This window comes from Kitasatospora sp. NPDC058048 (genome assembly GCF_042885555.1).
Classification (GTDB): domain Bacteria; phylum Actinomycetota; class Actinomycetes; order Streptomycetales; family Streptomycetaceae; genus Kitasatospora; species Kitasatospora lactacystinica.
In genome coordinates, this window is the sequence record NZ_JBHVRT010000001.1 from 224436 (window position 1) to 241139 (window position 16704).

At 74.4% G+C, this 16704-nt stretch carries 17 protein-coding genes; 11 read left to right on the forward strand and 6 right to left on the reverse strand.

All coding sequences use genetic code 11. The annotated features are described in order from the left end of the window. Positions 1-184: 184 nt before the first annotated feature. Both ACFVVA_RS00940 and ACFVVA_RS00945 read left to right on the forward strand, forming a co-directional pair. Positions 185-409 carry a DUF397 domain-containing protein gene (locus ACFVVA_RS00940; RefSeq protein WP_387684386.1) on the forward strand — a complete coding sequence of 75 codons (225 nt, stop codon included), beginning with the start codon at positions 185-187 and terminating at the stop codon, positions 407-409. A gap of 25 nt (positions 410-434) precedes the next feature. Then, the gene (locus ACFVVA_RS00945; protein ID WP_387684387.1) at positions 435-800 is read left to right on the forward strand and encodes a VOC family protein; all 366 of its coding nucleotides are present in this window, start codon (positions 435-437) and stop codon (positions 798-800) included. 58 nt (positions 801-858) lie between these two features. Here the strand turns inward: ACFVVA_RS00945 and ACFVVA_RS00950 are convergent, their stop codons facing one another. Next, positions 859-1596, reverse strand: a complete 738-nt coding sequence (locus tag ACFVVA_RS00950; RefSeq protein ID WP_387684389.1) for a response regulator transcription factor — start codon at positions 1594-1596, stop codon at positions 859-861. A gap of 215 nt (positions 1597-1811) precedes the next feature. Between ACFVVA_RS00950 and ACFVVA_RS00955 the strand changes: the two genes are divergently transcribed. Continuing rightward, entirely contained in the window at positions 1812-3227 is a 1416-nt protein-coding gene (locus ACFVVA_RS00955) for a hydrolytic protein (protein WP_387684391.1), read from the forward strand. Positions 3228-3524: 297 nt separating this feature from the next. Here ACFVVA_RS00955 and ACFVVA_RS00960 read toward each other — a convergent pair whose 3' ends face one another. Then, positions 3525-4745, reverse strand: a complete 1221-nt coding sequence (locus ACFVVA_RS00960; protein ID WP_387684393.1) for a GNAT family N-acetyltransferase — start codon at positions 4743-4745, stop codon at positions 3525-3527. A 241-nt stretch (positions 4746-4986) separates the two neighbouring features. Between ACFVVA_RS00960 and sigK the strand changes: the two genes are divergently transcribed. From sigK to ACFVVA_RS00980, 4 genes are all read left to right on the forward strand, one after another. Further along, complete coding sequence (gene sigK / locus ACFVVA_RS00965) at positions 4987-5610, forward strand: ECF RNA polymerase sigma factor SigK (RefSeq protein WP_387684395.1); 624 nt, start codon at positions 4987-4989, stop codon at positions 5608-5610. 112 nt (positions 5611-5722) lie between these two features. After that, positions 5723-6742: a MerR family transcriptional regulator gene (locus ACFVVA_RS00970; RefSeq protein ID WP_387684787.1), complete on the forward strand. Its 1020-nt coding sequence runs from the start codon at positions 5723-5725 to the stop codon at positions 6740-6742. An 88-nt stretch (positions 6743-6830) separates the two neighbouring features. Next, positions 6831-7715 (forward strand): hypothetical protein, encoded by an 885-nt coding sequence (locus ACFVVA_RS00975; protein ID WP_387684397.1) that lies wholly within the window; start codon positions 6831-6833, stop codon positions 7713-7715. 101 nt (positions 7716-7816) lie between these two features. Then, positions 7817-8464 (forward strand): DedA family protein, encoded by a 648-nt coding sequence (locus ACFVVA_RS00980; RefSeq protein WP_387684399.1) that lies wholly within the window; start codon positions 7817-7819, stop codon positions 8462-8464. 107 nt (positions 8465-8571) lie between these two features. On the opposite strand, the gene ACFVVA_RS00985 is transcribed toward ACFVVA_RS00980, so the two are convergent. Continuing rightward, positions 8572-8766, reverse strand: a complete 195-nt coding sequence (locus ACFVVA_RS00985; RefSeq protein ID WP_387684401.1) for a hypothetical protein — start codon at positions 8764-8766, stop codon at positions 8572-8574. Positions 8767-9232: 466 nt separating this feature from the next. On the opposite strand from ACFVVA_RS00985, the gene ACFVVA_RS00990 reads away from it, so the two are divergent. The 3 genes from ACFVVA_RS00990 to ACFVVA_RS01000 all read left to right on the forward strand — a co-directional run bounded on the left by ACFVVA_RS00990 (position 9233) and on the right by ACFVVA_RS01000 (position 10669). Further along, positions 9233-9484, forward strand: a complete 252-nt coding sequence (locus tag ACFVVA_RS00990; protein WP_387684403.1) for a hypothetical protein — start codon at positions 9233-9235, stop codon at positions 9482-9484. A gap of 304 nt (positions 9485-9788) precedes the next feature. Further along, the gene (locus tag ACFVVA_RS00995) at positions 9789-10190 is read left to right on the forward strand and encodes an SsgA family sporulation/cell division regulator (protein WP_387684405.1); all 402 of its coding nucleotides are present in this window, start codon (positions 9789-9791) and stop codon (positions 10188-10190) included. Positions 10191-10348: 158 nt separating this feature from the next. After that, positions 10349-10669, forward strand: a complete 321-nt coding sequence (locus ACFVVA_RS01000) for a hypothetical protein (RefSeq protein WP_387684407.1) — start codon at positions 10349-10351, stop codon at positions 10667-10669. 30 nt (positions 10670-10699) lie between these two features. Here the strand turns inward: ACFVVA_RS01000 and ACFVVA_RS01005 are convergent, their stop codons facing one another. Continuing rightward, the gene (locus ACFVVA_RS01005) at positions 10700-11683 is read right to left on the reverse strand and encodes an aldo/keto reductase (protein WP_387684409.1); all 984 of its coding nucleotides are present in this window, start codon (positions 11681-11683) and stop codon (positions 10700-10702) included. 131 nt (positions 11684-11814) lie between these two features. On the opposite strand from ACFVVA_RS01005, the gene ACFVVA_RS01010 reads away from it, so the two are divergent. Beyond that, complete coding sequence (locus ACFVVA_RS01010) at positions 11815-13182, forward strand: cryptochrome/photolyase family protein (protein WP_387684410.1); 1368 nt, start codon at positions 11815-11817, stop codon at positions 13180-13182. Between the two features lie 123 nt (positions 13183-13305). Here the strand turns inward: ACFVVA_RS01010 and ACFVVA_RS01015 are convergent, their stop codons facing one another. Both ACFVVA_RS01015 and ACFVVA_RS01020 read right to left on the reverse strand, forming a co-directional pair. Next, positions 13306-15282, reverse strand: coding sequence for a hypothetical protein (locus ACFVVA_RS01015; protein ID WP_387684412.1), 1977 nt, complete (start codon positions 15280-15282; stop codon positions 13306-13308). A 342-nt stretch (positions 15283-15624) separates the two neighbouring features. Continuing rightward, on the reverse strand, positions 15625-16461 hold the full coding sequence (locus tag ACFVVA_RS01020; protein WP_387684414.1) for an amidohydrolase family protein: 837 nt from the start codon (positions 16459-16461) through the stop codon (positions 15625-15627). Positions 16462-16704 lie beyond the last annotated feature (243 nt).

Below are 16704 nucleotides of genomic sequence, written 5' to 3' on the forward strand. Positions count from 1 at the left end.
TCCGGGCGCCCAACTTCCCCCCCCCCCCCCGCCGGCGGGGGGTGGGTTTCCTCGTGCGGCCTCCGTCCCCCCCCCCCCCCCCCCGGGGGCCCCCCCCCCCCCCCGGGCCCCCCCACCACACCCTTGCCGCCAGGGCACTACCGATTGCACACGCCCTGATCATCGAGCAGAGAGACAAGCTCACATGACGTTCATTCCGAACGCAGCCACCATCGCCGCAGTCTGGGGCAAGTCATCACACAGCGGCGGAGACGAGAACTGCGTCGAGGTTGCCATCCCCGGCGGGCCGGTCTCCTACATCCGCGACTCGAAGGACCCTTCCGGCCCCGCCCTGGCCTTCGACCGCGCGGCCCACTCCTCCTTCATCGCCGCCCTCGCCACCGGGGAATTCGACTTCGGGCTGTTCTGATCACCCAACAGAGAGGCAGCCTCACATGCCCATAACCCTGAACCACACCATCGTTCCGGCCGTGGACAACGAGGCGGCAGCCCGCTTCTTCGCCTCCGTCATGGGCCTCGACTACCAGGGCGCCGACCGGCACTTCGCGCCGGTGCGGGTCAACGACTCCCTCACCCTGGACTTCATGACCGTCGAGAACCCGGTCGGCCATCACCTGGCCTTCGACGTGGACCCGTCCTCCTTCGACGGGGTCCTCGCCCGGCTCCGCGACGCCGACGTGCCGTACGGCAATGATCCCCGTGAGCCCGGCAACGGTCGGATCGACCACCCGTTGTGCCCTCGCGGCCTGTACTTCACCGATGAGGCCGGGAACCTCTACGAGGTCATGTCCCCTCAGTAGGGCCCCGCTCCACTCGGTGCCTCGCCCGCCCAGTAGGCCGGGCGAGGCACCGCGGCCATCAGATCAGGCCGCGCCGCATGGCGTACCCCACGGCGTGGGCCCGGTTGCGCAGGCCGAGGCGGGTGATGATCTCGTGCAGCACGTTCTTCACCGTGCGCTCGGAGTACGAGGTCTTGGCGGCGATCTCGCTGGTGTCGAAGCCCTCCGCCACCAGCTTCAGCATCTCCGCCTCCCGCGCGGTTAACGTCGAGAGGGTCAGGCCGCGCCCGTCCAGCATGGTGCGCTGGAGGATTCCGATCCGGTCGAGCAATTCGCCCAGCAGGTCGCCGGGCATCACGCCTTCACCGTTGGCGAGGGCCGTGATGAGGTGCACCAGCCGGTCCTGGTCGGCCTCGGACCTCCGCAGCACGGCGGCGACCCCGTTCTCCACGATGGTCTGCAGCCCGCCGGCCTCGAAGTGCCCCACCACCAGGCCTATCCGGCCCGACGTCGCGAGTCGCAGCCTCCGCAGGTGCTCGGTCACCGTCTCCGTCAGCGCGTCGACCACCAGCAGGGAGACCTCGGCCCGCCCGGCCTCGTTCTCGCTCAGCAGCTCCACCTCGGGCCGCTGGCGCAGCTGTTGGACCACGCCGGTCTGCAGGATGAGGTCCTCGGCGTAGACCGCCACCCGCACCTGGGCCGGCCTGCCGCGCAGTTGGGCGGGCACGCGCGGGACGGTGGCGCCGGCGGGCTTCGGTGCCACCGTGGTCCGGCGGGCTGTGACGGCTTCCTCACGGGTTGTATCGGTCGACGTCATCGAACTGCTCCATTCTGCAAGTGCCTGCGAGGGTGACGGCCGGGCGCCGCGGGGCGGCGCCGGCCGGGGGCTTGGGGGCGGGTCACGCGGAGCCGGGCCGGGCCCGCGACGGGACCGGGCGGGGTCTCCGGTCGGTCCGTACGGGCAAGGGGTGTGGCCCCCAGCTTGCCCGTACGGCCCTCTTCTCCGGCGCGGTACGGCCCTACCGTCACGCTATGACCACATCCGCCGAACTCGGCCTGCCAGCATTGACGGTGGCCCCCGGTGGCGTGGCCACCACGACCCTGACGGTACGCAACGATCTTGACATCGTTGAGGCTTACACGTTCGAGGTGGTCGGCGACTGCGCCGGCTGGACGAAGGTGGAGCCGGCCCGGGTGTCGCTGTACCCGGGGACGTCCGAGACCGTGACGGTCCGGCTGGCTCCGCCGCGCTCCCCCGCCACCCGGGCCGGCGAGTTCCCGCTCGGCATCCGGGTGCTGCCGGTCGAGCGCCCCGACCTGGTGACGGTGCCGGAGGCCACGGTCACCGTGACGCCGTTCGAGGAGCTGCAGGCCGCGCTGGCCCCGCGCCGTCGCCGCGGCTGGCTGCGCGGACGCTACCGGGCCTCGGTGCGCAACCTCGGCAACGCTCCCACCGGTGTGACGTTCACGCCGGGACAGGCCGGTGAGGACCTGCGGTTCCGGGTCACGCCGGAGAAGCTGCGGCTGGAGCCCGGCGAGTCCGGGGAGGTGCGGGTGCAGGCGCGCACCCGCAAGCTGATCTGGTTCGGCAAGCCGGCGACCTGGCCGTTCGAGGTGACGGTGGGCCCGGAGGAGCGGGCGGACGGCAAGGACGGCAAGGACGACAAGGGAGGGAAGGACGCGAAGGACGGCAAGGACGGGGTCAAGGCGCCGGAAGCCGCACCGGATACCGCGCCGACGCCCGTCCAGAAGCCGCTCCTGGACGGCGAGTTCCTTCAGCTGCCGATCTTCCCGAAGTGGCTGCTCGCGCTCCTGGCGGCGCTGATCGCGCTGCTGCTGGCCTGGTTCGCCCTGGTCCGCCCGGCGGTGCGCAGCTCCGCGAAGCAGGCGGCAGAGAAGGCCGTCGCCCAGCAGAACGCCACTCCGGCCCCGCCGGCCGGTGTCCCGGCCGGTGACACACCGGGCAGCCCCGCCAACGGGAGCACCCCGGGCGGCCAGACCAAGCCGGGCGCCGGGAAGCCGACCACCGGCCCCGGCAGCCAGGGCGGACCTGGTCCGGGCGGGCTGGCGGTGCCGGGGACCGGCCAGCAGAGCTCCGCCACGATCGACGTCGTGACCGAGAACGGCGCGGCCACGACCGGCAGTTACCAGGTGCCGCACGGCAAGGTCTTCGACATCACCGACCTCGTGGTCGCCAACTTCCAGGGCGACCAGGGACTGGTGACCATCACGGCCGGCAACAAGACCATCACCACCATCGCCTTGGAGACCTTCCGCAACCAGGACTACCACTGGGTGACTCCCCTTCAGGTCCCCGAGGACCAGGCGGTGACCGCGAGCGTGACCTGCGAGGTTCCGGGCACCCCGGCCTCGGGCAAGCAGGCGCCCACGTGCCACGAACTCCTCAACGTCAGCGGGACTCTGAGCGACATCCGGCAAGGAAACTGAACGTTTCCGGCCCATTCGTCTCCGAATTCCCGCTCCCCCGCATCTCCCCTCACATCCCGTGACCATGTCAATACCCGACGGACACTGTTGCATCGTGCACCCGTCCGAACCAAACCGACCCGCCGGTAACCAGCCGTGATCTGCCCCTGAGGGCAACCGGCCTGGCCCCTGAGGGCAACCGGTACGCCCCTACGGGCGGTTCGGGGTGCCCCGGCCCGGAAAAGCCGAACGCCGGTCCCCGCCCAACCAGGGCGGGGACCGGCGTTCGGTGTCTGTCGCGGGCGGCGGGCCGCCGGATCAGAACCAGTGCAGGCAGTGCGGCGCGCGCTCGGCGCGGAACAGGGCGTCGGCGAGGACGGCCGCGCCGGGTCGATGGGCCCGGATGTGACCGGCCCGGACGAGGGCGCTCGGGGCGGTGCCGCCGAGGTAGACCGCCCCCAGGTCGCGGACGTCCAGGGAGAGGTCCGGCTCCCGGTCCGTCGGGACGCACTCGGCCTTCCCGTCCCGGACGGTCAGCAGGTATCGGTGGTGCTCGCCGAGGAACGGGTCGTCGACGTCCAGGACCAGTTCGCCGTCGGTGAACCAGCCGCGCGCGGTCAGCGCGCGCGGGACGTCCAGCAGCCGCACCCAGAGCCAGTCGGTCTCGCCGCCCGGCTGGACGGCGCGGAAGTCAGCGAGCTGCCAGCGCAGCGGGTGCTCCGGCGGGCAGTGCCGGAACACGACCTGGGAGACCAGGTCGTGGCCGAGCACGAACCGGGCCAGGTCGGTGTAGGCGGCGTCGTCGACGGCGACGGTCTCGTCCACCGTCAGGGTGTCGTCGCCGAGCGAGTAGCTGGCGTACCCGTCCGGGGTGCCGTCGGCGTCCCGGTGGACCGCGACGTAGCGCGGCGTCGGGGCGATCGGGACCTGCCCCGCGCCCAGCTCCCACCAGCGGCGCGGCCGGGACAGCGCACCGGGCTGACGGCGGCGGTAACGGTCGTAGACCTCCTCCACGATCTGCCCGCAGTCGGCCCGCCGCAGCAGCTCGACCGAGCCGGCCGCCGGGGCATCGGCCGCCCGCCGCGCCCGGGGTTCGGCGAAGGCGGCCTGCCGGCTCGGCACCGTCAGCCGCTGGGTGTACGTCGCCGGACCGTAGCCGAACCTGCCGTAGATCCCGGCCTCGGAGGCCAGCAGGACGGAGAGGAACTCCCCTCGCGCCCGCACGTCGCCGAGCTGACGTCGCATCAGCGAGGTGAGCACGCCCTGGCGCCGGTGGGTGGGCAGGACTCCGACGGACGTCACCCCGGAGGTCGGGACGACCACCTCCCCGGGCAGGGTGAGCTCGAAGGAGCACGCCCCCGCGGTACCGACCGGCCGCCCGTCCGCCGTCACGGCGAGCAGGTTGCGGTCCATCTCGGTCGCCGCCCACCAGACCCCGCCGCCGTCCGCGTTCGGGGTTTCCGGGAAACGCCCGAACGCGGCGTGAAGCGTGTCGACGAAGACGTCGAGGTCCTGGTCGGTCGTGGAACGGATCTCCATGCGGTGCTGCTGCCTCCCCGTACTGCCGGCGCCACCGCGCGCGGCGCCCCCCGAAGTGCAGCGCGACCGGCCTCCCCGGTCAACCGAATTACCGGCGGGCGGGGCATCGTCGGGGCGTCGCCGGGACGTCGCCGGCGGGCTCACCCGGGCCTGACGGCGGGCGGTGGCAGCGAGTGGCGGGGAAACGCTGCACAAAGGCTGCGGGTGGTGCCGGGAAACCGAAACGCTGCACAGTGCCGGGGTGAGCACGCACGCCTGCCCGTCCCCGTCCCTCTCCCCAGCCGTCCCTGCCAGCCCCGTCGTCGCGGCTCCGGCCGCGGAGCTGGAACGCCTGGTCGCCGCGGTGGCCCGGGGCGACCAGGCGGCGTACGCACGGCTGTACCGGGCCGTGGCCGCACCGGTGTACGGGACGGCGCTGCGGACGCTGCGCAGCCCCTCGCAGGCCGAGGAGGTCGCGCAGGAGGTGCTGCTGGAGGTCTGGCGCGCCGCCGCCGGCTACCGGCCGGCCCGCGGCACGGTGCTGGCCTGGGTGCTCACCATCGCCCACCGCCGCGCCGTGGACCGGGTCCGGGCAGCTCAGGCCGCCGCCGACCGCGAACTGCGGGCGGCCCTGCGCGAGCAGCCGGTCCGCGAGCCTGGCGCCGAACCGGTCGCCGAGCAGGTCGAGCGGGTCCTCGACGCGCGCCGGGTGCGGTCCGCGCTCGCCCGGCTGAGCGGCGTCCAGCGCGAGTCGCTCGTCCTGGCGTACTACGGCGGGTACTCGCAGAGTGAGATCGCCCGGGCCCTGGGGGTGCCGCTGGGCACGGTGAAGACCCGCATGCGGGACGGGCTGCTGCGGCTGCGGACGGCCTTCGACGGCTCCTGACGCCCGGGCCCGACAGGGGATCATGGCAGTGGCGAAGGACGCCCGGGACGTCCAGGGCATCCGAGACGCCCGGGACGCCCGGGTCATCCGGAAGATCCGCGAGAGGAGAACGATGGGTGCCGACCAGGCGGGCCTGCCGACCGGCGGCGTGGCCCGGCTCCTCGGGGTGTCCCCCACCACGATCCGCTCCTGGGAGCGCCGCTACGGCATCGGCCCCTCGCTGCGCGACCCCGGCCACCACCGCCGCTGGAGCCCCGAGGACATCGCGCTGCTCGAAGCGATGTGCCGCCTGGCGGCCCGCGGCGTGCGCCCGGCCGAAGCGGCCCGGGCGGTGCTGGCCTCCCACCACGCGGCCGGGGCCGGCGCCGAGGCCGGGGCCGGCGCCGGTGCCGGTGCCGCGAACGAGGCCGTCGCACCGGTGCCCGGGCAGGCCGCGGGGCCCGGGCCGGAGGCCGGTCGCGGCCCGGCCGGCGGCCGTTCGCTGCGGATGGGGGCGGTCCGCGCCGAGTGCCGGAGCCTGGCCCGGGCCGCCGTCCGCCTGGACTCCCCGGAGGTCGCCCGGATCCTGCGGGAGGTGGTGGATTCGCTCGGGGTCGTCGACGCCTGGACCGAGGTGATGATGCCCGCGCTGCGCGCGACCGGACGCAAGTGGGCCTCCTCCGGCGAGCAGTACGTCGAGGTCGAGCACCTGCTGTCCTGGCACGTGTCCACCGTCCTGCGCGCCGCGGCCGTACGGCCCGCCAGGCCGCGGCCCGCACCGCCCGTCCTGCTGGCCGCGATGCCCGACGAGCAGCACAGCCTGGCGCTGGAGGCGGCCGCGGCGGGCCTGGGCGAGCGTGCGCTGCCCTTCCGGATGCTGGGTGCGGCCGTCCCGCCCAGGGCGCTGCTGGACGCGGTGCACCGGATCGGCCCGGGCGCCGTGATGCTCTGGTCGCAGCTCCCGCCCACCGCCGACCACGAGCTGGTCCGGCGGGTGGCCGACTCCACGTGGGGCGCGCGCGGCTCCCGCGGCCGGGCCCTGGTGCTGGCCACCGGCCCCGGCTGGGGCCGCTCCGGCGCCCCGGGCGGCACCGCGGGCCCGCAGAGCCTGGCGAGCGCCCTCGACCTCCTGGAGCGGACCGTCACCGGGTGATCCGCGCGGCCGTCCCCCGACCGCCGAATATCCCCCCGGCCGCCGAATGTCACCCGCCTCCGGATGTCACCCGTTCGGGTGACTCCGAGTGCGCTCGCCCATCCGGGGCCCGTTCGGCACCGAACCCACGGTGCCGGCGGTCGGCCGGGACGAGGACATGGACGGGTACGTGGACATCGGCATGGACGTGGACGTGGACAGGAGCGCGATGAAGGTGTCCCCCAGAACGGGACGGACGCTGCGGGTCCGGCCCGCGACCCACGAGGACCAGGCCCAGGTGGTCCGGCTGATCACGGCCGACCGGCCCGCCGTGCCCTTCCCGGCGACGGCACCCGTCGCCTGGGACCGCCGGCCCGACCGGACGGTCCTCGTCCTCCACGACGGGGACGGCCGGCTCCAGGGCGCGATGGCCGTGCACCGCCGGACGACCGCCGGCCGACTCACCGGCGGGGTGGCCTGGCTGCACTGCCGCGAGGCCGCGGACGCGGCCGAGGCCCTCGTCCGGACCGTCCTGGCGCGGAGCGGCGGCCTGACGGCCGTCACCGCCTTCACCGACCCTTCGCCCTGGCCGCCCCACCTGCCCGGACTGCCGCTCCACCGCCGACCGGTCACCACCCGGGCGTTCCTCGCCCACGGGTTCCGCCCGATGGACCACCGCCTCCTGCTGCACCGCCCCGCCACGTCCACCATCGACCGCGCCGCCCTCGGCCCGCGCACGGCCGACGCCCCGCCCCTGTGGGTTTCCCCGGAGGGCACCCTCCACCACGACCGCGGCACCGTCGGCCCGCCCGCACCGGCCGTCCTCTGGCGCCGCAACCTGCCCCGCGCGCTGGAGGAACTCGACCGCGCCGGCGGCCGGGACGTCCTGGCCATCGTCGATCTGCTCGCCCCCGGCGCCTGCGAACTCGCCACCGTCCTCGCCGGGTTCGGCTTCGACGAGCTCGACCTGCTGCGCTCGATGGTCCTGACCTGAGCCTGGCCCGGGGTCTGCCGCCTCCCGGACCGCCGGGTCGCCGGGCACGGCGAGCGTTACATTGAGGCGGAGAGGGGCGCCGGTCCGGAACGGGGTGGCTGATGCACTCGATCACCGCCTGGCTGAGCGGACTGTCCGGTCCGGTCGGGTACACGGTGGTCGCGGGCCTCGTGCTCGTCGAGGACGCCCTCTTCTTCAGCTTCGTCGTCCCCGGCGAGACCGCGGCCGTCCTCGGCGGGTTCCTGGCCCACCAGGGCCGGCTCTCGCTCGGCTGGCTCGTCCTGTTCGTGGTCTGCGCGGCCGTCCTCGGCGACACCGCCGGCTACGAGATCGGCCGCCACATCGGCCCGAGGATCCTCGACACCCGCCCGATGCGGCGCCATGCGACCCGGGTCGACCGGGCCCAGGACCTGATCCGCCGCCGCGGGCCGGCCGCCGTCTTCTTCGGCCGCTTCGTCGCCTTCTTCCGCGCCATGGTGCCCACCCTGGCCGGCATGTCCCGCATGCCCTACCGCCGCTTCCTCCTGTTCAACGCCCTCGGCGGCGTCCTCTGGGGCGTCGGGTTCACCCTGCTCGGCTACTTCGCCGGAGCCGCCTACACCCGGGTCGAGAGCACCGTCGGCCGGGTGCTCGCCCTCGCGATCGCCGCGGGCGTCGTCATCGCCCTCGCCGTCTGGTACCTGCGCCGGCGCGGCGACCGCGCCCCGGACCGCGGCGACCGGAGCGACCGCGGCGACCGGGACGAGTAGTCCTGCCCCCACCGCCGACTCGTGCCCTCGTCGACCGAGGAATCGACAGCCGGCGAGAGGTCCTCGCCACCGGTTCGCCGGGGCCCGTCGGAGGAACAGGGTGCGGGTCAGCCGCAGTTCGCGCTCTGGATCGTGGTGGACACCGGCTCGTCGAAGGCGGTGACGGTGTCCACGGTGATGCACGGATTGTCGTTGAACCCGCTGAGGATGGCCACGTCCGTGTCGGCGGAGGCGCTGCCAGTGGTGGCGAACAGTCCGGCCGCAGCAAGGACGGCCGCAGCGAGCGCGGTGCGGATACGCATCGAAGTCTCCTGATCTCCCGGGCACGGGCCACCTGGTGCGGCCCGGCACGACAAGGGCGGTGCCCAGCCGCAGCCGGCATGATTCCGGTGCTCACTCCAAGAGACGACCGCTGACACCCGGGCGCCGCAGCAGTGGCCCCGCCCGGCTCAGCGACGGCCTCCGTACGGTGACGGCACCGCGGCGGACCGGCGTGGGCACGGCGCCCTGAACCGAAGCCGGGGCCGTGGCCGCACCGTGTGGCATCGCCCCCAGCGTCCGGCAGCGCGGCCTCCGGCCCGGGGTTACGGTCGGAGGGCCGACGACCGAGGGCTGACGGAACCGGCGCCGGGCCCGGTCGGGCCGGACCACCCGACCCGTACTCGCGGCCCGGATTCCGGATCGGAATCCGGTTCGGACCCGGACATCCGGGCAGCCGCCCGGTGTCCCATCCGTCGAAGCCCAGGACCCGGAAAGGGGAACGAGCCCATGACCACACCCGACGACCACGGAACGCAGCCGGACGAGGCGGCGCAGGAACGGTCCGCCGAGGAACGCGCGATCACGGCCCCGACCCCGGCGGACGTCCGGGCGAAGGCCGAGGGCCGGGTCGGAGCCCGGGAGCGCTCGGCCGAGGAGCGATCCATCAGTGCGCCCACCCCGGCCGACGTGCGGCGGAAGGCGAAGCCGGGCGAGGACGAGGAGCCGGAGCCGCCCGCGGCGGACACCGTGGCGCCGTGAGGCTCCGCACGATCACGCGGTGATCACCCGGCGACCCGCGAGCCCCACCCGCCCCACCCGCCAGCCCCGCCCCGCCCCCGCGACCGTGCGCCGGGGCGGGGCTTCGCTGTGCGGGCCCGGGGCGGTGGGCGACCACCCGCTCCCCCGATCGGGAAACCACCCGGGTGGGGGATCACGCCGGGCGACGCGGTTGCGTTGAGAGACGAGGAATGCACCCCGGGCGCGCGGGTAACCGAGCGCTGCCACCACCGGCCGCCGCGGTCGGGGAAAACCGGGTGCCACCGCCAGAATGGGAGTTCGTCGCATGACTGTCGCCACCTCCTGGTCCACCGCCGTCACCCTGCCCGAGGGCCCGTTTCCCGACGTGGCCGTGGAGGCGCAGCTGCGGTTCGACACGGCGTCGCCGTACGCGGTGTGCCTGGCGTTCCCGCCGCTCGGCGACGACGACGCGGCGCGGTGGACTTTCGCGCGCGAGTTGCTGGACCGGGGCCGGCACGGCCCGGCCGGCCACGGGGACGTGACCGTCGCGCCCGGGCCGGAGGACCGCGTGCTGATCACCCTGCGTTCGCCGGCCGCGCGGGCCGTCATCAGTGTTCCGGCGGCCGTCGTGACGGCGTTCCTCCTGGACTCCTTCCGCCTGGTGCCGGCCGGCGCCGAGGCCGAGCACCTGGACCTCGACGCCGCCCTCGCCCGCCTGCTCTCCTGACTCCGCCCCGCCGGCGGGCCGGGGCCGCCACCGGGCCGGGCCAAGGGCATGCCTCCCGGCGCGCGGGGTAGGAGGGCGTCACGCGACGGCCCCGGCCCGCCGGTCACCTCCCCCTCGGGTCCGGGCCCGCCGCCGGAACGCGAGGAGAGGAGAAGACCGTGACCACCCCACCGTTCCCGGCCACACCCGACGGCCCCGCCCTGTACGCCGTCGCCGTGCCCGCCCTGGCCCTCGCCGTGCTGCTCATCGGCGCGTTCGCCTGGGGCAGCCACCACCTGAACCGCCGACGGCCGAAGCCGGCCCGCGACGCCCCCGCAGCCCCCGCCGCCCCCGCCGCCCGTGCGGACTCCCGGCACGCTCGGCACGCTCCCGGGCCGGACGACACGCACGCCGGCCACCGGAAGCCCGCAGGCCGCGAGGCCGGTCGGCCCTCGCATCGGCGGGCCCACCGCGCGGCCCCGCCCCGACGGTCTTCGTGAGGGTCAGGGACCGTTACCGGCCGCCCGCCGTCACCAGCGGGTGTGGACCTGCGCCCGGATCCGCCGGTCGTACAGCTCGCGCACGGCGGCCAGGGTGGCCGACGGCAGCGGCGACAGTCCGGCGGCGGCCGCGTTGGCCCGGGCCTGCGCCACGTTGCGGGCGCCGGGGATCACCGTCGTCACGCCCGGCTGCTGGGTGACCCACCGCAGCGCCGTCTGCGCCGCGCTCGCGCCCTCGGGTGCGAGCGCGGCGAACTCCACCGCCGCCTCGACGCCCGTCGCGAAGTCCACCCCGGAGAAGGTCTCCCCCTGGTCGAAGGACTCGCCGTGGCGGTTGTAGGTGCGGTGGTCGTCCGGACCGAAGACGGTGTGTTCGTCGTACCGGCCCGACAGCAGGCCCGAGGCCAGCGGCACCCGGGCGAGGATTCCCACGCCGGCCGCCTCGGCGGCGGGCAGCACCTGCTCCAGCGGCTTGAGCCGGAACGCGTTCAGGATGATCTGGACGCTCGCGACGTTCGGGCGGGCGATGGCCGTCAGCGCCTCGGCGCAGGTCTCCACGCTCACCCCGTAGGCGGCGATCCGGCCCTCCTCCACCAGGGTGTCCAGGGCGTCGAAGACCTCGTCCGAGGAGTAGACCGGCGTCGGCGGGCAGTGCAGCTGCACCAGGTCGAGCCGCTCCACCCCCAGGTTGTCCCGTGAACGGTCGGCCCAGGCACGGAAGTTGGCGAGGTTGTAGTGCTCGGGCCGCTGCTCGACCCGGCGGCCGAACTTGGTGGCGACGAACACCTCGGCGTCCGGGCGCTCCTTCAGGAAACGGCCGATCAGCCGCTCGCTGCGGCCGTCGCCGTAGACGTCGGCGGTGTCGAAGAGGGTGACGCCGGCCTCCACCGAGGCGTCCAGCACGGCCAGGGCGTCCTCCTCCCGGACGTCCCCCCAGTCCGCGCCGAGCTGCCAGGTACCGAGTCCGACGATCGAGACGGGGCGGCCGGTGCGGCCGAGTACGCGCTGTTCCATGGAGCGAGCCTCTCACGCGGGGCCGTTGGGACCAATCCGCGCCGCGGGCGGCTCCGAACATCCGGGGAGAGGCAGCTGAAGCGGTAGAAGCAATCAGAACACCCGACGGCACCACCTGTGAGGCCCCGCCCGTGACCGTATCGATCGCCCTGTTCACCCAGGACCTGCGGCTGCACGACAACCCCGTGCTGCACGCCGCCCGGTCCGCGGCCGACCGGGTCGTCCCGCTGTTCGTCCTGGACCCGGCCGTCGAGGACGCCGGATTCGCCGCGCCCAACCGGCAGGCGTTCCTGGCCGACTGCCTAGCCGACCTGGACGCCTCGCTGCGCCGGATCGGCTCCCGGCTGATCGTGCGCCGCGGCGAACCCGCCGAGCAGACGGCCCGGGTCGCCGCCGAGGTCGAGGCCGAAGACGGGGCCGAGGGTGCTGCCGGTGGCGGTCCCGCTCCCGTCACCGTGCACATCGCCGCGGGCGTCAGCGCCTTCGCGCACCGGCGGGAGGCCCGGCTGCGCGAGGTGTTCGGCGGGCTTCTGCACGTCCACGACGCCTCGGTGACGGTCGTCCCCGCGGGCCGGATCACCCCGGCCGGCCGGGACCACTACGCGGTCTTCACCCCGTACCACCGCGCCTGGCAGCAGGCGCCCCGCCGCACGGTGCTCGGCGCGCCCCGGGCGCTCGACACCCCGGACGGCATCGGCAGCGAGAACCTGCTGCTCACCGGGCCGCTCTCGCCCGCCCTGCCGCCCGGGGGCGAGAGCGCGGCCAGGGAGCGGTGGCGGCGCTGGGACGTCGACGCCTACGCCCGGGTGCACGACGACCTCGCCGCCGACGCCACCTCCCGGCTCTCCCCGTACCTGCACTTCGGCTGCCTGTCCCCGACCGAACTCGTCGAACGCGCCCTGCGGCACGACGGCGAGGGGGCGCAGGCCTTCGTCCGGCAGCTCGCCTGGCGCGACTTCCACCACCAGGTCCTCGCCGCCCGCCCCGACGCCGCGCACCGCGACTACCGCACCAGGGACGACCGCTGGCACCGGGACGAGCGCGAGGCCGAGGCCTGGCGGCAGGGCCGCACCGGCTACCCGATCGTCGACGCCGGAATGCGCCAGCTCGCCGAGGAGGGCTGGATGCACAACCGGGCCCGCCTGCTGACGGCGGGCTTCCTCGCCAAGTGCCTGTACCTGGACTGGCGGATCGGCGCCGCCCACTTCCTGTCGCTGCTGGTCGACGGCGACGTGGCCGACAACCAGCTCAACTGGCAGTGGGTCGCGGGCACCGGCACCGACACCCGCCCCAACCGGGTGCTCAACCCGCTGCGCCAGGCCGACCGGTACGACCCGGACGGGGCGTACGTGCGGCGCTGGGTGCCCGAACTCGCCCACCTGCCGGGGGCCGCCGTCCACCGCCCCTGGCTGCTCGACCCCGCCCCCGACTACCCGGCGCCGCTCATCGCCCCGGACGCCCTCACCGCCCGCTTCCGCGAGGCCCGGGGCCTGGACTGAGCACGGCCGGGCGCCACCCGGTGGAGGGTGGCGCCCGGCCGCGCGGCCTGCTCGGTGATCAGCCGCGATCAGCTGCGATCAGCCGTGGTCGGCCGGGTTCAACGGTGCTTGCCCCTACAACTGTCAGAGGGCGAGCTTCTGGCAGAGCAGCGCGGACGGCCGCGCCGCCCACAGCTGCCACCAGGGCGTGCTGTAGGCCATGCCCGCGACGACCTCGTCGTCCGCGCACTGGCCCTTGGCGAAGCCGTACGAGAAGTCACCGCCACCGGCCGCGGCCGGACGGTTGTCGCCCTTCTCGAACCAGAGCGTACGGGTCGAAGCACCCAGCGGGGCGGCGGACTTGGCGCAGAGCGCGCCCATCGTCCGGCCGTTGCGGCTGTACCCGGTCATGACCGAGCCGGCCGGGCACTGGGCCTTGGCGTAGCCCGACGCCCATTCGGTGGTCACGTAGGTGCCGCCGTGGTCGACGACGAACGCGCGGCCGGCGTCCCACAGGCCGGCCTTCGTGACGTCCGTGCAGAGGCCGTTGTCGCCGCCGTAGCTCAGCCCGATCAGCCGGCTGCCGTCCGGGCAGGCGGCCTTGAGGGCGTACGGGTCCCAGTCCGGCCGGGTCGCCAGGTAGGCGGAGTGGTTGTCGTCGAACAGGCTGGCGTTGAGCGAGGTCCAGTCCACCAGCCGTACCGGGGGCTGCCCGACACTGACCGAGGCGATCGGCCATTCGCGGTGGAAGGCCAGGAAGGGCAGGTCCGACTCCAGGATCGGGGTGCCGAGGATGACGAGCCGGGCCATCAGCGCCCCGTTGATGTCGAGTCCGCCGTAGAGGGCCGCCGAACCGTTGACGTCCGGCGTGGTGCTCGCGCCGTCGAGGACGACCGAGCCGTTGACCACGGCCCGCAGGTACGGCTCGATGGACGCCTTCACGCCGACCGTGTCGTACAGGGCGATCGAGCCCTCGGCGAGCAGGCCGGCCTTCGCCGAGGCGGTGCCCCTGAGGTCGAGGCGCAGCGGGGAGACGGTGGAGTTCCCGGGGTCGGTGGTGGTGGTCCAGCCCGGGCCCTTGACGTAGTCGGAGTGGACGCCCCACTGGCCGTCGTAGGCCTGCTCGGCGTCGAGGCTGACGGTGCCGTCGGCGCTGATGTCGGCCGAGAGGGTGAAGGCCAGGTTGATCACGACGGGCAGCGGGCCGACCATCACCACGGGGCTGGCGCTGTACTTGGCCAGGGGTATCCGGATCGGCCCGGTGCTCGCGGTGAGGTTCGCGCTGACGTGCCAGTCCGCGTGCGCGCCCAGGGTGAAGCCGACCCGGGCCTGCTGGGGGTCGATGACGCCGAGGCCGCCCTGGTAGGAGAAGTCGATGGCCGGACGGAGCGAGACCGAGCCGGACAGCTTCGCCGAACTGCCGTCGGGCAGAGGGACGGTGGCGTTCGCGGTCAGTCCCAGGCTGCCGGACACCGAGCCCTGACCGGAGGTCGCTCCGAAGTCGGTGACGACCTGGACGCCACCGATCTGGGGCTGGACGTCGAAGGTGCTCGGGCTGACGGCGCTGCGCAGGCTGGTGCTGGTGCCGCCGAGCAGTTCGGGGAGGGTGGCCGGGCGGGTGGAGACGGCCACCTTCCCGTCGGCGGTCGACTGCACATCGGTGACGGCGACCAGCGCACCGTGCGGGGCCGCCGGGGTGGGCGGGCTGTCGATCAGCTGCCCGGGCCGGACGGCCGCCGCGGCGGCGTCCGGGCTCGCGGCCAGGGCGGACGGTGCCTGCGGACCGGTGGCGGCCGGTGCGAGCACGGCGGTGCCGGTGGCCGGGTCGTAGGAGGAGAGCGCGAGGACGGGGGCGGTGGTGGCGGTCGCCGGCGCGCTGCCCTGCGCCGGGGCCGCCACCGTGGCCGCGGCGGTGCCGGACGCCGGGGGCGCCAGCGTCGCCGACGCGCTCGGGGCGGCGGACGGGTCGGACGAAGCCGCCGCCGTGGTCGCGGTGGTTGCGGTGGTTGCGGTGGTGTTCGCGGCGGCCGGTGAGGCCGCCGCTCCGGTCAGGACGGCGCCGCAGAGGAGGAGCACGGTGGTTGTCGCCGCGGCTGACAGCGTCAGCTTGCGCACGGTCACGTGGAGGGTCCCTTCGGGGTCAACGGTGCTGAGGCAGTGGTGACTTGTGGCGGGACGCACAGTCCGGAGCCGTCGCACCGACTCTCGAACCGCCGGGTAACATAGCACTGACCGACAGCGTTGTTGACTGGTTCGGGCGAATCCCGGGTCGCGATCACCGAGACTTCACCGCCCTGGAGCGGGGCCTTCCCCCCTGGTTCACACAGCACTCGGCGACCGGGGCCGAGACGGGCCGACGGAGCGGATCCGGAAGGGTTCCTGAAGGGTTCCGGCCGTGCCGACCGGCCGTCACCTCCGCCGAGCGGCCGCCTCGCTCACGGCCTCCCGCTCACGACCTCCCGCTCACGGCTTCGCCGGGCGCGGCCAGTCCAGGACGGCACGCACCGTCCCGCCGAGGAGCCACTCCTTGTCCTCGGCGCCGAGCCGGTCGGTCTCCCGCAGGGCGAAGAGCTCGTCGGCCCAGCAGTGGTCGCCGCTGATCATGGTGTGGTCGCTGGCCCACATGACGCGCTCGCGGCCGAAGGCGTCCAGCACGCGCAGCAGTTTGTCGAGCGCGGGCGTGAACGGGTAGTCGCCGGCGTGGAACAGCTCCGGGCCGTGCCCCCACTTGATCATGATGTTCGACTGGTCGGACAGCCGCAGGACGTCCTCGAACTCCTCGTCGTTCACCGGCATTCCGACGTGGTCGAGGACGATCGGGGTGTCGGGATGGGCTTTCGCGTAGGGGCGCAGCAGGTGCCCGTTGCGCGCCGTCATCGCGAAGACGGGCAGGCCGTGGTCGGCGGAGGCGTCGAACACCGGCCCGTAGTCGCCCCGGGCCAGTTCCCTGACGTCCTCGTCCTCGCGTGCCACGATCCGCACCGCCCGGGCGTGCGGCGCATCGGCCACGGCCCTGATGCCGGAGGCGAGTTCGGGGTCCCGGTGGTGGATGCGCAGCAGGTGGCAGAAGCGCTCGGGGTACCGGATCGACGCCATCTCGGCCCCGGGCGCGACGGCGCGGAACGCGCGGGCCCCCGGCAGCGCGATGCCCGGCTCGCCGTGGCCGGTGCGAGCCTCGAAGCCCCAGAACTCGTCGATCACCGCCCCCTGGATGCCCAGGGCGTTCATGGCGGCGAGGGTCTCCTCGGCGCTCATGGTGAGGTGGAGGTGGATCTGAGCGTCGACGATGTCCATCGGCATGGGTACGTGCCTTTCGCGAACCCGGCCCGGGCCCGGGGGCGAGGTGCGGCGCCACGGTGCCGGTGTCCGCGCCGGACGTCCTCGCAGCCTCACCGTAGGGAACAACGACGCCGGGACGGCAACGACACTTCGGGACAAGGATCAAAGGATCATGAGTCCTGATCATGTCCCGGTGCGGACCGGGTGCGGACCGGGTGCGGACCCGATGCGGACCCGGCGGGGCCCGGCGGCGGCGATGCAGGC

What these genes read in the sequence shown, in the direction of transcription:
- ACFVVA_RS00985 (WP_387684401.1), bottom strand. Translation starts at nt 8,766, where the DNA reads ATGCGTATCCGCACCGCGCTCGCTGCGGCCGTCCTTGCTGCGGCCGGA.
- ACFVVA_RS00960 (WP_387684393.1), bottom strand. Translation starts at nt 4,745, where the DNA reads ATGGAGATCCGTTCCACGACCGACCAGGACCTCGACGTCTTCGTCGAC.
- ACFVVA_RS00970 (WP_387684787.1), top strand. Translation starts at nt 5,723, where the DNA reads ATGGGTGCCGACCAGGCGGGCCTGCCGACCGGCGGCGTGGCCCGGCTC.
- ACFVVA_RS01005 (WP_387684409.1), bottom strand. Translation starts at nt 11,683, where the DNA reads ATGGAACAGCGCGTACTCGGCCGCACCGGCCGCCCCGTCTCGATCGTC.
- ACFVVA_RS00995 (WP_387684405.1), top strand. Translation starts at nt 9,789, where the DNA reads ATGACTGTCGCCACCTCCTGGTCCACCGCCGTCACCCTGCCCGAGGGC.
- ACFVVA_RS00950 (WP_387684389.1), bottom strand. Translation starts at nt 1,596, where the DNA reads ATGACGTCGACCGATACAACCCGTGAGGAAGCCGTCACAGCCCGCCGG.
- ACFVVA_RS00940 (WP_387684386.1), top strand. Translation starts at nt 185, where the DNA reads ATGACGTTCATTCCGAACGCAGCCACCATCGCCGCAGTCTGGGGCAAG.
- ACFVVA_RS00980 (WP_387684399.1), top strand. Translation starts at nt 7,817, where the DNA reads ATGCACTCGATCACCGCCTGGCTGAGCGGACTGTCCGGTCCGGTCGGG.
- ACFVVA_RS00945 (WP_387684387.1), top strand. Translation starts at nt 435, where the DNA reads ATGCCCATAACCCTGAACCACACCATCGTTCCGGCCGTGGACAACGAG.
- ACFVVA_RS00955 (WP_387684391.1), top strand. Translation starts at nt 1,812, where the DNA reads ATGACCACATCCGCCGAACTCGGCCTGCCAGCATTGACGGTGGCCCCC.
- ACFVVA_RS01020 (WP_387684414.1), bottom strand. Translation starts at nt 16,461, where the DNA reads ATGCCGATGGACATCGTCGACGCTCAGATCCACCTCCACCTCACCATG.
- ACFVVA_RS00990 (WP_387684403.1), top strand. Translation starts at nt 9,233, where the DNA reads ATGACCACACCCGACGACCACGGAACGCAGCCGGACGAGGCGGCGCAG.